The 15,637-nt window shown below is 66.5% G+C and carries 10 protein-coding genes; 3 read left to right on the forward strand and 7 right to left on the reverse strand.

Features of this window, described 5'->3' with window-relative positions; all coding sequences use genetic code 11:
* Position 1 precedes the first annotated feature (1 nt).
* Complete coding sequence (locus tag NLM15_RS29680) at positions 2–358, reverse strand: hypothetical protein (RefSeq protein ID WP_254121325.1); 357 nt, start codon at positions 356–358, stop codon at positions 2–4.
* 436 nt (positions 359–794) lie between these two features.
* Here NLM15_RS29680 and NLM15_RS29685 point away from each other — a divergent pair, with 436 nt between their 5' ends.
* The gene (locus NLM15_RS29685) at positions 795–1,847 is read left to right on the forward strand and encodes a hypothetical protein (protein ID WP_254121326.1); all 1,053 of its coding nucleotides are present in this window, start codon (positions 795–797) and stop codon (positions 1,845–1,847) included.
* Between the two features lie 84 nt (positions 1,848–1,931).
* On the opposite strand, the gene NLM15_RS29690 is transcribed toward NLM15_RS29685, so the two are convergent.
* Both NLM15_RS29690 and NLM15_RS29695 read right to left on the reverse strand, forming a co-directional pair.
* Positions 1,932–2,537, reverse strand: a complete 606-nt coding sequence (locus NLM15_RS29690; RefSeq protein ID WP_254121327.1) for a DUF2147 domain-containing protein — start codon at positions 2,535–2,537, stop codon at positions 1,932–1,934.
* 108 nt (positions 2,538–2,645) lie between these two features.
* Complete coding sequence (locus tag NLM15_RS29695) at positions 2,646–3,674, reverse strand: NAD(P)/FAD-dependent oxidoreductase (RefSeq protein ID WP_254121328.1); 1,029 nt, start codon at positions 3,672–3,674, stop codon at positions 2,646–2,648.
* Positions 3,675–3,855: 181 nt separating this feature from the next.
* Here NLM15_RS29695 and NLM15_RS29700 point away from each other — a divergent pair, with 181 nt between their 5' ends.
* Positions 3,856–4,323: a thioesterase family protein gene (locus NLM15_RS29700; protein ID WP_254121329.1), complete on the forward strand. Its 468-nt coding sequence runs from the start codon at positions 3,856–3,858 to the stop codon at positions 4,321–4,323.
* A 15-nt stretch (positions 4,324–4,338) separates the two neighbouring features.
* Here NLM15_RS29700 and NLM15_RS29705 read toward each other — a convergent pair whose 3' ends face one another.
* Positions 4,339–4,659 (reverse strand): 2Fe-2S iron-sulfur cluster-binding protein, encoded by a 321-nt coding sequence (locus NLM15_RS29705; RefSeq protein ID WP_254121330.1) that lies wholly within the window; start codon positions 4,657–4,659, stop codon positions 4,339–4,341.
* Positions 4,660–4,824: 165 nt separating this feature from the next.
* Entirely contained in the window at positions 4,825–5,199 is a 375-nt protein-coding gene (locus NLM15_RS29710; RefSeq protein ID WP_254121331.1) for an Hpt domain-containing protein, read from the reverse strand.
* A gap of 397 nt (positions 5,200–5,596) precedes the next feature.
* On the opposite strand from NLM15_RS29710, the gene NLM15_RS29715 reads away from it, so the two are divergent.
* Positions 5,597–11,305, forward strand: coding sequence for a negative regulator of septation ring formation (locus NLM15_RS29715; RefSeq protein ID WP_254121332.1), 5,709 nt, complete (start codon positions 5,597–5,599; stop codon positions 11,303–11,305).
* 67 nt (positions 11,306–11,372) lie between these two features.
* Here the strand turns inward: NLM15_RS29715 and NLM15_RS29720 are convergent, their stop codons facing one another.
* Both NLM15_RS29720 and NLM15_RS29725 read right to left on the reverse strand, forming a co-directional pair.
* Positions 11,373–12,026, reverse strand: a complete 654-nt coding sequence (locus NLM15_RS29720) for a response regulator transcription factor (RefSeq protein ID WP_254124481.1) — start codon at positions 12,024–12,026, stop codon at positions 11,373–11,375.
* Positions 12,023–15,571 (reverse strand): PAS domain-containing hybrid sensor histidine kinase/response regulator, encoded by a 3,549-nt coding sequence (locus NLM15_RS29725; protein WP_254121333.1) that lies wholly within the window; start codon positions 15,569–15,571, stop codon positions 12,023–12,025. Before NLM15_RS29725 ends, NLM15_RS29720 begins: the two co-directional genes overlap by 4 nt.
* Between the last annotated feature and the right edge of the window lie 66 nt (positions 15,572–15,637).

The following is a 15,637-nucleotide window of genomic DNA, read 5'->3' on the forward strand; positions in this document are numbered from 1 at the left end:
CCTACGTCATGCTGCCCGGCATGAAGCAGCGCACGCGCGGATGGCCGTCGACATAGTGCTTCCAAACCATGGTGCGGCCGATCTTGTTCGGCTCCGTGATGACGGCACCGTCAGGCACGACGACCCATTCGTCGTCGAGATGCACACGGTATCGGCCATTGTCGGATTCCCAATCCACATCGGCGACCACATAGCCGTCGGCATCCGAGCAGCATTGCCCGTATTCGCTGTGCAGGCTCTCGAACCAGGGCTTTAGCGGCGAGTTGGCATAGCGCCCGTCGTCCCGCGCCAGCGCCGATGTCGTTAGAAGCGTTGCCAGGCCGAGCAACGCTGCCGCACTTGATCCTACAAATCTCATGTCGTCTCCGCAGAGTCATCGTCGCTGGGGGCGAACAATGCCGCCCTCGCTCCGCGCAATGAGACAGGCGCGGCGTCGGCGACTCGTTTCCCCAGCTGCTTTGCGACAGCTATGCAAATCCGGCGCCAGCACGCATTCCGGAGAACTACTGCCGCAAGCGCTGCCCTCGACCGGCGCGCAAGCCGCGCCTGTCTGATGCACCGGCGATTTGCCGCGGCTCTTCTGGAGGCTTTCCTTGTTCCGCGAGGACGTGTACGAAACGGCCGCGGACGCGAGCCGCATCGTTTATTCAACTGTTTCAATTAGAGAAATCGGGTGTTGGCGTGACTGGCATTGGACCGTCAGCGCTATGAGTTCGAGAGAGTTGCTTCCTGGCCAACAGGACCCGGCCGATTTGCCCGCAAACCAGGTGCAATTCGCCCTCGTGATTTCGCGCATGCTCGAGACGGTGAAGCACGACGCGGAAGCCAGGCGGCAGATGGTCTACGACCTTGCCCGCTACAAGCTCCAGGAGCAGTTCACCTACGCCGACGCCAGGAACATCGACCAGATGAAGCGGGCGCTCGAGATCGCCATCGAGGAGGTCGAAAAATTCTCGCGTGACGAGGCGCCGCTGGAGCGTTTGCCGTCGCAGCAAGTCACATCGTCAGTGGAGACAGGCGGCCTTCTGGTGTCCGGCGACAGCACCGTTCTGCAATCGGCGATCGGAAGACCGCGCAGCAAGCTGCCCGCGATCTCGGGCCCGCTTCTACCGGTGATCAAGCGGACAGCGGCCATCCTGCTCGCCGTTGGCACAGTCATCCTGATCGTCTCGCAGCGGGACAACATCGCCGCGCTGCGCCGGCAGATCTCGTCCCAGACGCCGGAGATCGCGCAGGTCGTGCCCAAGCCGGAGACGACGATCACGGTCGCCAAGCCGGAAATGGTGACGCCCGCCGCGCCTGCCCCAACGCGCGTGCTCCCAACCGACTACGGCATCTACGCCTTGATCGACGACAAGTCGCTGGCGGAGTTGAACGCGACCGGCGTCATGGCGCCGGACATGCGGATCGCGATTTCACCGGAGTTCAAGAAGCCCGACCGGCCGCATCTGCCGAACGGCCGCGTCAAGTTCATCGTATTCCGTCGCGACGCCGCGAATTCGATTCCGGAGCGCGTCGAGGTTCGGGTCGTGGCGAAAATCGCCAGAGAGTTCTCGACCGATGCCGCGGGCAAGGCGCTGGCCGGCGGCGACGACGTCGGTGTCATCCGCAACTTCGCCTATCCGTTCCGGGTGTCGCCGATTCCGGGCAAGAACGAAATGTACGAGCTTCACACCGGCGATTCAGGGCTTGAGCTTGCACCCGGGCATTACGTCCTGAGCCTGGGATCGCAGGCGTATTATTTCCAGGTCGACGGCGAGATCACCGATCCCCGGCAATGCCTCGAGCGGGTCGTCGCCGGCAACGGCACGTTCTACGCGCCCTGCAAGAAAGCGCGGACGTATTGACGGTTCCGTAGCCCGGGTGAGCGCAGCGACACCCGGGGAACGGCGGCCCCGCATATCGCTTCGCTCATGCGGGCTACAAGGAGCCTATTGCTTCGGGGCCGGCGCCATCATCGCACCGCCCCTTTTCGCCGGCGCGGGCGCGGGCTTCGTCGCCGCGGTCGCCTGCGCGGGCAGATACTTCGCGACGATCGCGGGATCGATCTGGGCGATGTTCGCGTCGGGCAGACGCGTCCAGGTCTCGTCCTTGCCGAACAGGGAAATGCCGAGGAAGCCGCGCATGGTCAGGGTCTGGCCATCGGGGCTCACCGACATCTTGGCCTTCCAGATGTTGCCGTCGCGCGGATTGACCACGTTGCCGCCGTCATACTTCAAGCCGTCGCGCTTCATGTCGCGGATGAAGGAGAGCCCGAGCACCGGCTGGTTCTTGCGATCGTCGGTGCATTTCGCGCAGACCTCGTTCGGATCGTCGCCGGGGCGCGGGAAGGTCTTTGCGATCACGCCTTCGAAGATGCCGTTGTGGTCGACGAAGAGAAACCACCCCACGGTCTTGCCGTCTTCGACCTTCTGCCAGAGACCCGCGGCGGTTGGCTGTTGCGCCTGCGCGGCAGCCGGCCTCGCCGCGCCAAGCGTCAGTGCGAGACCGAGCGCGAGGAGCGAGAACAGCCGAAAGCTGGAAAAAAGATTCCGCATTATGATCACCTTGCTAAGCCGCCACTGCAATGGCCGCAGACTACGGCGATTTCGCGAACGGTTCCAGCGCCAGGAACATGGGGCATCGCCTGCCCGCACCCGGTGCCGTCAGTTGACACCGAGCTTCTTTTGCAGGCTGGAGGACGAGGTCGTGTACTGGAACACGAGCCGCTTCTCCGGATAGACGTAACGATGGGCTTTTTGCGACATCAGCGCGCCCTCGTGGAAGCCGCACAGGATCAGCTTGATCTTGCCGGGATAGGTGTTGATGTCGCCGATCGCGAAGATACCGGGGACGTTGGTCTCGAACGCGGACGTCTCGACCGGCACCAGGTTGTTCTCCAGCGCAATGCCCCAGTTCGCGACGGGACCGAGCTTCATCGTCAACCCGAAGAACGGCAGCATCGTGTCGCAGGAAATGTCGCTCACGCTGTTGTCGTTGCCCTTGACGGTGGCGCCGGTCAGCTGGCCGTCGGTGCCGGAGAGTGCAGTGACCTGCCCGAGCCGCAGATCCATCTTGCCGTCGGCCACCAGCGCGCGCATCTGCTCGACGCTGTGGGGCGCGGCGCGAAAATCGTCGCGCCGGTGCAACAGCGTGATGCGCTTGGCGAGCGGATGCAGGTTGAGCGTCCAGTCGAGCGCGGAATCGCCGCCACCGACGATCAGCACGCTCTTGTCGCGGAACGTCTCCATCTTGCGCACGGCGTAGTGCACCGAGGTGCCTTCATAGGCCTCGATGCCCGGCACCGGCGGACGCTTGGGCTGGAACGAGCCGCCGCCGGCCGCGATCACCACCACCTTGCATTCGAACACCTTGCCGGCGTCGGTGGTGCAGCGAAACAAGGGATCGCCGATCTTCTCCACCGTCTCCACCATCTCGCCGAGATGGAAGGTCGGATGGAACGGCTTGATCTGCTCCATCAGCGCGTCGGTGAGGCCCTGGCCCGACACCTGCGGAATGCCGGGAATGTCGTAGATCGGCTTTTCCGGATAGAGCTCGGCGCACTGGCCGCCGACCTTGTCGAGGATGTCGATGAAATGCGCCTTCATGTCGAGAAGGCCAAGCTCGAAGGCGGCGAACAGACCGCAGGGGCCGGCGCCAATAATCAGCACATCGGTTTTGATCACGTCGCTCATGTCGTCTCTTTATCGATCGTTATCGGTTGGACGGCGCCCGGGGGCAGAGGTGACCCTGCCTGTCTAGCCAACGGGGATGGATCAGGGAAGGCATAAAAGCGGGAGCGCCCCGCAGCCGCGCCCACTTGCCGGGCCAGGATAACTGGGCTGTAACGGGATGCGATATGACGGAGATCAATCGGTGAACGCACCAAGCCGCCTCGATACGACGCCGCGCCTGGAGGACTATCCCTATCGCCTCGGCGACAACGTCCGCTTCGGCGACCTCGATCCGAACCAGCACGTCAACAACGCGGTCTACGCCACCTATTTCGAGACCGGCCGTGTCACGCTGATGAAGAGCCCGGAATACGGCCTGACCCCGCCGGGACTGGCCTGGATCATGGTGCGCCTCGACATCCATTTCCGCGCCGAGCTGCACTGGCCGAACACGATCGAGCTCGGCCTCGGCGTCGTGAAACTGGGACGGACGTCAGTGACCTTCGAGCAGGTCGTGTTTTCGCAGGGAAAGTGCATCGCCTCGGCGATGTCGGTCGGCGTTATGCTCGACGAGGCGACGCGGCGGCCGGCACCGCTCACCGCTGAGATCATCGAGAAGCTCAGACCCTGGCACAAGCGCGGCATCGAGGTCGCGCCGCCGAGCATCTAGTCCATCGAGGGACGATCAGGCCTGCCGTTCCGGCGTCCCCACGATGAGCCCGTCGAGCTCGTCGGAGACCTTGATCTGGCAGGACAGCCGCGAGTTCGGGCGCACGTCGAAACCGAAGTCGAGCATGTCCTCTTCCATCGGCGTCGGGCTGCCGACCTTCTCGCGCCAGACTTCGTCGACATAGACATGGCAGGTTGCGCAAGCACAGGCGCCGCCGCATTCGGCTTCGATGCCGGGAATGCTGTTGCGGATGGCGGCTTCCATCACGGTCGCGCCGTTCTCGACTTCCACCGTACGGGTTTCGCCCTTGTGGTCGACAAAGTTAATCTTGGCCATGTGTGCTCGTGCTGCCGCGATGTTGCGAATGAAGGAGGGTCCGGGCTGTCCTATAACGGGTCGATCCGCCCGGCGCCATAGCGTTTTGATGCGACGTGAATCCCGCTTTGCGGGAAGAAAACGCGTCAAAACAAAAGACTAGAGCACGGTTCTGACCCTGTTGCCCTAGGGCTTCAGGATCGCCGCGATGGCGGCACGGGCCTCGGTCACCGCCTCTTTCAGCGCGGCGAAGGCGTGGGGCCTGCCATGCCCGGTCCGGATCGCGGTCTCCAGGCTGGCTGCGGCATCCGCCACCGCGAAGGCGCCGATTCCGCGCGCCGAGCCCTTGAGCTTGTGGGCGAGCGCGCCGGCATCCGTCGGCAGGGCTGCCATCGCCGCGACCAGGCGGACCGCCTGCTCGGCGAACATCGCGAGCACTTCCTGTTCCAGCTCAGGGTCGCCGAGCGTCATGCGCGACAGGTGATCGAGGTCGAGCGGGCTGTCGATGGGTGCAAGCGGGGGCGAAGGCATCCAGTCCATCCGTTGCAGTTCAGGCGTCATGGCGCAGGCCCCGGCATCGCGCGGTGTCCGCCGGTCCGGCGGTCAGGTTCCCTCCACGGAAGCATGGAAATGGTTAACGAAGTGTTTGGGCTGTTTTACGCAAATCCGCCCGTTTATTGACGAAAAGTTGCCGCAATCCGGCGAGTCCGGTGGAGAATTGCATTTATTGCTAAGGCGTTACGCCCCGATCCTGTTAACGATGATTAAGATTGTCTTAATCGCGGGCATTTCATTCGCGACGCTCTGCCAATAGGATGTTGCGGAAATTGGCGGACAAGCCGTCCGGGTGGGGACGGCTCGGAAATCCGCGCAAGCGGCATGATCCGGTCTGTGGGCTTGCGCAAGCGCGCAGAGCTCGCGGGGGGACGCGTACAAGTAACAAGGGCTCGGACTGAACATGGCGAACACTCCGAAGAAGGTCAAAGACCCCACAGAAGTTGCGCTTTCTGCGATCCAGGAAGCTCTGAACATCAGCGACACGGCCGCGGACACCAGCCGCAACGCTTCGATGCGCAACGAAACGTCGCCGCCGGTGCCCCCGCCGCCCCCGATCTTCGACGAGCCGAGCTTCGAGCCGCGTCCTGCCGCCAACGAACGGGCAGTGTTCGACCCGATCGAGGAGCCGCGCACCTCGCGCCGCGCCGCCAATGACGACCGCGAGACCATCGGCCAGTTGCTCCAGGCGCTTCAGAAGGGCCGCCCTGCCCGCAGCGTCTACACCTTCGCCACCATCTTCGCCGGCGTCTGGCTCGCGGCCTGCGCCGCGCTGACGGTCGGCTTCCTGCCCTCGATCCAGGCCGCCATGGGCCAGAGCGGCGGCGTGCTCGTCATCGCCGGCCTGATCGCGATGTTCTTCGCGCCGATCATGCTGTTCTACTTCCTGGCGAGCCTGGTCTGGCGCGGCCAGGAAATGCGCATGATCGCGCAGGCGATGGCGCAGGTCGCGATCCGCTTCTCCGAGCCGGAAGGCTCGGCGTCCGATTCCATGGTCACCGTCGGCCAGGCCATCCGCCGCGAGGTCGCGGCGATGGGCGACGGCATCGAGCGCGCCATCGCGCGCGCCGGCGAGCTCGAGACGCTGGTCGCCAACGAGGTTGCGGCGCTCGAACGCGCCTATTCCGACAACGAAGTGCGCATCCGCGCCCTGCTCCAGGACATCGCGCATCAGCGTGACAATCTGGTCGGCCAGGCCGAGCAGGTCCGCAGCGCCATCTCCGGCGTGCAGATCGATTTGCGCCACGACATCGCGCTGATCTCGGACGCGATCGCCTCGCGCGTCGACGAGGTCGCCAAGTCCATCACCGGCGCGCTGGAAGAGCGCGGCGCCCACATCACGGGTGCACTGAGCAACGCCGGCGACAACATGATCCTCGCGCTCGGCGAGCGCGGCGGCGACCTGCTCGACCGCCTCGAGGAGGCCAGCAACGAGACCACGCGCGCCGTGCTCGACGCCAGCGAGCGGCTGACCACCAGCCTCAACTTCAAGACCGGCCACGTCCACGACGAGTTCGTCGACCTCGCCGACCGCGTCCACGAGATGCTGAACGAGCGTATCGACCGCATCACCGGCGAGTTCGAGCAGCGCTCCGCCGCGATCGTCGACGGCATCTCCGAGCGCACCGAGCTGGTGCACGACTCGCTGAAGAACTCGTCGGACTCGCTGCTGCTCGAGCTCGAGCTGCGCTCCAACGACCTCTCCGCCAAGATCGACGACGCCGGCAACCGCCTCGCCGGCCACATCATGACCTCCGGCGACAAGGCGAGCGAGGCGCTCGACGCCACCGTCAACACGCTCGTCGCCAAGGTCGTCAGCCAGACCGAGACCGCGCACGACTCGCTGTCGCTCCAGATGAGCGCGTTCGACGAGCTGGTGAAGAACCAGGGCACCGAGCTGGTCGAGAAGTTCGCCCGCGACTCCGGCACGCTCGGCGCGCTGATCACCCGCCACATCTCCGAGTTCGACCGCACCGTGAAGACGTTCGGCGGCGAGATCGTCGATCGCATGGGCCAGCGTACCCAGGACATCCACGAGTCGCTGAAGACCTATGTCGACAATTTCGACACCCGCTTCACCTCGAACGGCGGGGCGATCACGGCCGTGCTCGACCAGCGCCTGGTGCAGTTCGAGACCACGGTCGGCGAACGCGTCAACAACCTCGACTCCTCGCTGAGCGGCAAGATCGCCAGCCTCGACGGCACGATCGAAGGCCACATCAGGACCTTCGACGACCAGCTTGTCGGCCGCGTCGCGGCGCTCGAACAGTCGTTCGACACCCGCGCCAAGTCCGTGACGGAAACCATCGACGGGCGCCTCAACGTCCTCGCCTCGTCGCTGACCGACGGTGCCGCGCAGGCGATCCAGTCGATCGACTCCCGCCTCACCCACCTCACGACGTCGCTCACCGACGGTGCATCGCAGGCCATCGAGACGATCGATACGCGCCTCAACCATCTCACGAGCTCGCTCACCGATGGCGCATCGCAGACCATCCAGTCGATCGATACGCGGCTGACGCACCTCACGACGACGCTCACGGGCGGCGCCTCGCAGGCGCTCGAATCCATCGACTCTCGCCTCACCTACCTGACGAGCGCGGTGACGAACGGCGCCTCGCAGGCCGTGCAGTCGATCGACACCCGCCTCACCCTCCTGACCTCGACGCTCACGGACGGCACCGCGCAGGCGATCGAGGCGGTCGATCGCCGCATCACCGGCGTCGCCGATCTCATCGACGGCCGCAGCACGCATCTGACCGACACGGTCACGGCGCGCTTCCAGGACATCCACCAGGCCATCGAGACCAAGGTCGGCTCGGTCGCCAACGACATCGACGTGCGCGTGGCGCAGTTCGAGGACCTGCTCGGCTCGCGTGTCGAAGCCGTCGCCGGCCGCATCGAAAGCAGCGGCCGTCAGGCCAGCGAGGACATGATGTCCCGCGCCGAAATGATCTCGACCGCGATCCGCTCGCATGTCGAGGACGCCGAGCGCTCGCTCACCAACCTCGTGGTCAACACCAGCGAGACGATCCAGACCGGTGCGCGTACCGCCCAGCAGTCGCTGATGACGGTCTCCTCCGACGTCAACGCCCAGCTCAAGATGACCTCCTCCGAGGTCGAGCGCGCGCTGACCGCGGTCGGCACCGGTGCTGCGAACTCGATCCTGACCAGCGCCCGCGAGGCGCAGTCGACCCTGGTCGCGGCCTCCGGCGATGCCTCCAACCAGATCAAGTCGCTGTCGGTCGACGTCGAACGCACGCTGTCGGCGGCCGGCTCCGCCACCGCAGCCTCGATCCTGGCCGGCGCCCGCGAGGTGCAGACCACGCTCGTCACGGCGTCCTCGGACGCGGCCACCCACGTCAAGACGCTCACCGCCGACGTGCAGCGTTCGCTGTCGCTGGCCGGCTCCACCACGGCGGAATCGATCACCGCCGGCGCCCGCGATGCGCAGAGCGCGCTGATCGCGGCCTCGACCGAGACCGCCAACCAGATCAAGGCGCTGTCCTCGGACGTGCAGCGCTCGCTCTCGATGGCCGGCACCTCGACCGCCGAGACCATCATGACCGGCGCCCGCGAAGCCCAGAGCACGCTCGTCAACGCGTCCTCGGATGCGGCGAGCCAGGTCAAGTCGCTCGCGGCCGAAGTGCATCGGTCGCTCTCGCAGGTCGGCCAGTCGACCGCCGAGACGATCACGACCAGCGCCCGCGACGCCCAGAGCACCCTGCTCTCCGTCTCGGCCGAACAGACCGGCCAGGTCCGTTCGCTCGCGGCCGAGATGCAGCGCGCGCTGGCGACCGCCGGCGGCGCCACCATCGAGGCGCTGACCAGCGGCGTGCGCGAGGCCCAGGGCACGCTGATCTCCGCCTCGACGGATGCGGCAAGCCAGATCAAGTCGCTGACCACGGACATCGAGCGCACGCTGACCTCGGTCGGCGCCGACACCGCCTCGACCATCCTCAACAGCGCGCGTGAGGCGCAGACCTCGCTGACCTCGACGTCGGCGGATGCCGCAAGCCAGATCCGCACGATCTCAACCGAGATCGAGCGCGCATTGAGCACGGCCACGACCAACGCCACCAACGACATCCAGACCAGCGCGCTCAACGCCCAGAACGCGCTGATCAACGCCTCCAACGAGGCAAGCTCGCGCGTCAAGTCGAGCTCGGCCGACGTCGAGCGTTCGGTGCTCGCCGCCAGCAGCAGCTTCGGCCAGGCCATGACCGGCAAGACCGACGAGATCGTCACCTATGTGCAGCAGCAGGCCGACCGTCTGTCGAACATGATCGACGCCAAGCGCGGCGCGCTGGTCGACGCGATCGGCTCGAAGACCAGCCAGCTCACGCTCGACATCGACCGCGTCACCTCGGACGCGCTGAAGTCGATCGAGACGCGCGGCCATGCGTTCTCGCAGACGATGATGGGCAACGGCTCGGAAGTCGCCCGCACCATCAACGCGGCGAGCGAGATTGCCACCGGCGCGGTCGGCAAGTCGCTCAAGGACCTCGAACAGGCCTCGCGCACGGCGATCGACCAGTCGCGCCAGGTCTCGATCGCGGCCGTCACCGAGATGCAGGAGACCAGCAAGATCCTGCGCACCGACACGGTGGCCCTGTTCGAGCGCCTGCGCGAAGGCAACATCCTCCTCCAGGAGGTGCTGACCGGTGCGCACGACAACCTCAACTCGCTTGAGCGGGCGCTGGTGACGCGCGTCGCCGACTTCGTCTCGGCGATGAACGACGTCACCTCGCGCAACGGCGCGGCGACGCAGAACCTGGAAGACCAGCTCAACGTCTTCAATACGAAGACCACGCGGGCGCTCCAGGATCTCGGCGAGCTGTCGACCCAGTTCGACGCGCACGGCAAGGCCCTGGTCGAGGCCGCGCAGGTCGTCGAGCTGAGCAACAAGAACACCACCGCTTCCCTCGCCGAACGCAAGCAGGCGCTGGAATCGCTCGTCACCACCATCGACCTGCGTACGACCGATCTCGACCAGCGTCTGTCGCGCTTCACCGGCCTGCTCGATGAATCGCTGGCGGCCGCCGAGGAGCGCGCCCGCGACATCGCCCGCGTCGTCGCGGAGACCGCCGGCGCAGGTTCGGCCGCGATCACCCGCCAGTTCGAGGCGGTGCGCGCGGCGTCCGAGGAGGAGCACCGCCAGACCATCGAGGCCATGCACGACATCTACCGCCAGACCACGGACGAGGCGGATACGATGTTCAAGCAGTCGACCGAGAAGTTCACCAACCTCGTCTCCAGCATGAAGCAGATGGCGTTCGAGATGCACAACGAGCTCGAAGCCACCCGCAACGAGCTGCGCCGCGGCGTGCTTGAGATGCCCCAGGAGGCCGCCGAGAGCACTGCGCAGATGCGCAAGGTGATCGTCGACCAGATCGAGGCCCTCGCCGAGCTCAACCGCATCGTGGCCCAGCACGGCCGCGGCCTCGACGTCTCCACGGCGGGCCGCGCCGGCGCACAGCGCCAGGAAGAGCCGATGCTGGCGGCCGTCGGCACGCGCAACGCCGAGACGCGCGTGCGCGACAACGGCAGCGCCTCGACGCTGCCGCCGCCGGACCTCGGCCTGCCGGCCGCCTCGCGCCGCACCGAAGCGCCCCCGGTCGCGCCGGCGGGCAACGACCAGGGCCGCGATGGTTGGCTGTCGGACCTCCTCAACCGCACGGACGCCAACCAGGGGGCGCCGACCGGTCGTGAGGCTCCCCGTGGCCGCGCCACACCCGCGCCGCAGCCGCAGCCGCAGGCCCCACAGGCCAGCAGCAATCCGCTGGAATCGCTGTCGCTCGACATCGGCCGGCTGATGGACCGCAACCTCGCGGCCGAGATGTGGGACCGCTACCAGCGCGGCGAGAACAAGGCCTTCACCAAGCGCCTGTACACGCCCGCCGGCCAGAAGGCCTTTGACGAGGTCGCCCGCAAGTACCGCGCCGACCGCAACTTCAAAGGCACCGTCGACCGCTACGTCGCCGAGTTCGAACGCCTGCTCGACGAAGTCGCCCGCGACGGCCGCGGTCCGCAGGAGCTGCGCAACCACCTGACCTCGGAGACGGGTCTGGTCTACACCCTGCTCGCGCATGCGGCCGGACGGCTCGGCTAAGCGAAGCTCGCAAACAGCACGGTGAAAACGGAGGCCTCGCGGCCTCCGTTTTTTTCGCGGCAGGAGCTCAGGCCCCGCCGGGTTGACCGAATGCCAGCCGCTCGGCCAGGACCGCGGCCTGGGTGCGCGAGCCGACGCCGAGCTTGCGCAAAATCGTCGAGACATGGCCCTTCACGGTCTGCTCGGCGATGTCGAGCTCGCCCGCGATCTGCTTGTTGAGCTTGCCGTCAACGATCATCGCGAGAATGCGCAGCTGCTGCGCGGACAGCGAGGCCATTCGCCCCGCGAGCTCGACATCGGCGCTCTGGATCGAGCCGCGGCCGCCGACATTGGGCGGCATCCAGATCTCTCCGGCGAGGATTTTCGTGATCGCATCCGCCATCTCGGACAGGCCGAGCGATTTCGGGATGTAGCCGGATGCGCCGTAGGCGACGGCGCGGCGGATCGTGGCGGCGTCCTGCCGTGCGGAGATGATCGCCACCGGCACCGTCGGGAATTGCGCCGACAGGATGAACAGCGCGGCAAACCCCTGGATGCCCGGCATGGTCAGATCCCAGAGGATCAGGTCGATCTCGTCGGACTGGGCCGTCAGGACGGCGATGGCCTCGTCCAGCGACTGGCAGGCGACGATGTCGAGATCTGGCAGCACGCTCGACAACGCGCTCCGCAACGCGGCCTGTACCAGCGGATGATCGTCGCCGATCAGGATGCGCATCGTCAGGGAGCCTCCAGTTTAGTCCCGAACTGCCGGCTCAGGGCTTCGCCGCCGAGGAAGCGCCGCAGAGCTGCCGGCTTGACCGGCTTCGACAGGATCTCGCAGCCGCGCGCCCTCGCCTCCTTGCGCACCGCCTCGCTGCGATCGCCGGTGACGACCAGCGCGCGGACGGCGCGACCCGACTTCTGCCTGAGATCATCGAGAAAGTCCAAGCCGCTGCGGCCGCCATCGAGATGGTAGTCGAGCAACACGACGTCGGGCGGACCGGCTGTGGCCGCTGCCATCGCCTCGGCGGTATTTGCCGCGACCAGCACGCGATGCCCCCAGCCGCCGAGCAGCGCCGTCAGGCCCTCGAGGATCGTTGCATCATTGTCGAGACACAGGATCGTCAACGGCCGTTCCGCCGCCGCGGGCGCTGCAGTCGCGGGATTGCGCTGAAGCGGCCTGCCCGGCCCGCGCGCAAGCGGCACCGTGACGGCAAAGCACGACCCGTGCCCCGGGCGCGAACGGACGTCGACGGGATGGTCCAGCAGCCGCGACACACGATCGACGATGGCGAGCCCCAGGCCCAATCCCTTCTCCGACCCGGGCGTGAGACGCTGGAACTCTTCGAAGATGCGTGACTGGTCCCCCGCCGCGATCCCGACGCCGGTATCCCAGACCTCGATGCGCAGCCCGTCGCCGCGCCGCCGGCAGCCGAGCAGGATGCGTCCCTCGGGCGTGTAGCGAAGCGCTTTCGACAGCAGGTTCTGCAAGATGCGACGCAGCAGATGCGGATCGCTGCGCACGGCGAGGCGGCAATCGACGACGCGGAGGACGAGCCCCCGCTCGTGCGCCATCGCCGAGAACTCGACGTTCAGCTGCGCGAGCAGATCGGCGATCGGAAAGTCGAAGGCCTCGGCGCGAACGGCGCCGGCATCGTAGGAGGAGATGTCGAGCAGCCTGTCCAGCACGTGCTCGGTCGAGCGTAGCGCCGCAATCGCGCTGCTCGCCAAGGTGCGCCCCTTGTCGGCATCGCCGGCTCGCGACGAGGCCTGCAGCAGACTCTCGTCGAGCGCGGACAGAAACAGACGGGCCGCGTTCAGCGGTTGCAGCAGATCGTGGCTGGCCGCCGCCAGGAAGCGGGTCTTGCCGAGATTGGCCTGCTCGGCCTCCGCCTTCGCCTGCTCGAGCGCCTCGGTCCGCTCGCGGACACGCAGCTCGAGCCCTTCATTGGCGCGCCGCAGGGCTTCCGCGGCACGGTGACGCTCGGTGACGTCGGTGTAGGTCGAAACGTAGCCGCCCTCGGCAACGCGGTCGTAGACGATCTCGAGCACCGTGCCGTCCGGCCGCTTGCGCTCGTACAGATAGGGCCAGCGCTGCGTGGCGACGTCACGATTGACCAGGAGCGCGGCGAATTCGGACGCGGCATATTCACCGCGCTCGACGTTGAAGGCGATGAGCTCCGCCAGTGGAAGCCCCACGCGAACGAAATCCGGCGGCAGGTCCAGGAGCGCGATGAACCGGCCGTTCCATGCCGTGATGTTGAAATCCGCATCGAACGCGCAAATGCCCTGCGGCACGCTCTCCAGCGTGCTCTGCAGGAGGCTGCGGTTGAAGCGCAACGCCTCCGAGGCTTCATCGAGCATTGCCATCGCCGCCCGCCGCGACAGCGAGTGCCCTTCCAGCGACGCCGCGATCACCACGCGCGCCGATGCCGCACCGATCGCGCCGGCAAGCAGGTTCTCGGTGAACCGGATCGAGTCGAGATCGACGAGCCCCGACGGATCGAGTCGCGGCCCGGTGCCGGCGATGCGAGCCGCGAGATAGCCGTCGAAGGCCGCCACGCCGCGCTCCGCGCCGACAAACCGCAGCGCCAGCGCGCGGAGATCGTCGAGCCGGACCACCACGCGGGAGGACAGTTTCGGAATGGACTCGCGGACCACACCATCGGCAAAAGCCGCGGCCTGGTTGCGCTCGACGGTGGATTGCCGCCCCAACGCCGAGAACATGAGGAAACAGACGAGGTTGGCGCCGAGGCTCCAGAGCGTGGCGTGCGAGATCGGATCGATCCCTCCGAGGCCGAGCAGCGCGTTCGGCCTGAGCCAGGCGAGCTGCCACGGGCCTTGGCGAACGATCTCCTCGATCGCGGGCCAGAGTGGCGCCGCCGAGGGCAGCAGCAGCGTATAAGCCCAGACGAAAAACCCGACTGCGATCCCGATCGAGGCGCCGGTCTTGTTGGCGCGCGGCCAGAACAGCCCTCCGACGAACGCCGGACCGAATTGCGCGACCGCGACGAACGATAGAAGTCCGATCACGGTGAGCGGATAGGACTGGTTGACCAGGCGGTGCATCAGATAGGCGAGCAGCAGGATGCCGAGTATCGAGAGCCGGCGCACGGCCACCAACACCGACGTCATCGGCCGGCTCTGCGCACGCAGGCCGAAGAAGCGCGACCGCAGCAGCAGCGGCATGATGACGTCGTTGCAGAGCATGGTGCTGAGCGCGACGGAGGTCATGATCACCATGCCGGTAGCGGCCGACAGCCCGCCCAGGAAGGCGATCAGGCTGACGGTGCTCGCGTCCGCCGCGATCGGCAGCGAGATGACGTAGGTGTCGGGGTCCATCATCGCGCCGAACCGGTCGAGACCGGCCGCGGCGATCGGCAGGATCAGCAGGCTGAACAGCGCAAGATACGCAGGATAGAGCCACGCTGCGGTGCGCGTGTGGCTCGGGCTCTCGTTCTCGACGACGGCGACGTGAAATGCCTGCGGCAGGCAGAGGAAGGCGATCGCCGAGATGATGATCGTCGAGGGCCAAACCGGCTGCGTCGGATCGAAGGCGAGAATGCCGGCCAATTGCGGATCCGATTGGAACTGCGACAGCAGGGCGGCCGGCCCGCGCGAGAGGCCGAACAGCACGAACAGCGCAACGATCAGGAATGCGACCAGCTTGACGACGCTCTCGAAGGCGATCGCGAGCATCAGGCCGCGATGATGCTCGCTGGCATGGACATGCCGGACGCCGAACACGATCGCGAACAGCGCCATCGATGCCGCGACGCCGAACGCCGAATCCTGCCAGAACCGCAATGCCTCGCCTCCGGCACGCTCGGGCTGGAGGATCAGATAGTCGAAGCTCTTGCCGACCGCCTTGAGCTGAAGCGCGATGTAGGGCAGCACGCCAAGCAGCGATGCGAGCGTCACGAAGGCCGCGAGCACCTGACTCTTGCCGTAGCGCGCGGCGATGAAGTCCGAAATCGAGGTGACGTTCTGCGCCTTCGCGATCGCGATCACCTTGGAGAGGAGCGGCTGGCCGAACAGCAGCACCAGGGTCGGGCCGATATAGATCGTGGCGAAGTCCAGTCCGCTGGTGGCGGCTCGCCCGACCGATCCGTAGAAGCTCCACGAGGTGTTGTAGACCGCAAGCGTCAGGCAATAGCTGATCGCGGCCGCCCAGGAATTTGGCGAGACCAGCGGCCCACCGGCGCTCCGTCGATCGCCCCACCAGGCGACCAGGAACAGCGTGGTCACATAGCCGGCTGCGACCGCGAGAACGAACCACGCCTGCAAGACATCCTCACCCGAAACCGTCCGATCCGCCCGCGACGAGCGGCTCCGGAGCGCGGGCGGATACTA

The organism is Bradyrhizobium sp. CCGB20, from assembly GCF_024199855.1.
Classification (GTDB): domain Bacteria; phylum Pseudomonadota; class Alphaproteobacteria; order Rhizobiales; family Xanthobacteraceae; genus Bradyrhizobium.

Excerpts from the sequence above, each read along its gene's own strand:
- NLM15_RS29705 (WP_254121330.1), bottom strand. The coding sequence starts at position 4,659 with ATGGCCAAGATTAACTTTGTCGACCACAAGGGCGAAACCCGTACGGTG.
- NLM15_RS29695 (WP_254121328.1), bottom strand. The coding sequence starts at position 3,674 with ATGAGCGACGTGATCAAAACCGATGTGCTGATTATTGGCGCCGGCCCC.
- NLM15_RS29680 (WP_254121325.1), bottom strand. The coding sequence starts at position 358 with ATGAGATTTGTAGGATCAAGTGCGGCAGCGTTGCTCGGCCTGGCAACG.
- NLM15_RS29690 (WP_254121327.1), bottom strand. The coding sequence starts at position 2,537 with ATGCGGAATCTTTTTTCCAGCTTTCGGCTGTTCTCGCTCCTCGCGCTC.
- NLM15_RS29715 (WP_254121332.1), top strand. The coding sequence starts at position 5,597 with ATGGCGAACACTCCGAAGAAGGTCAAAGACCCCACAGAAGTTGCGCTT.
- NLM15_RS29710 (WP_254121331.1), bottom strand. The coding sequence starts at position 5,199 with ATGACGCCTGAACTGCAACGGATGGACTGGATGCCTTCGCCCCCGCTT.
- NLM15_RS29685 (WP_254121326.1), top strand. The coding sequence starts at position 795 with ATGCTCGAGACGGTGAAGCACGACGCGGAAGCCAGGCGGCAGATGGTC.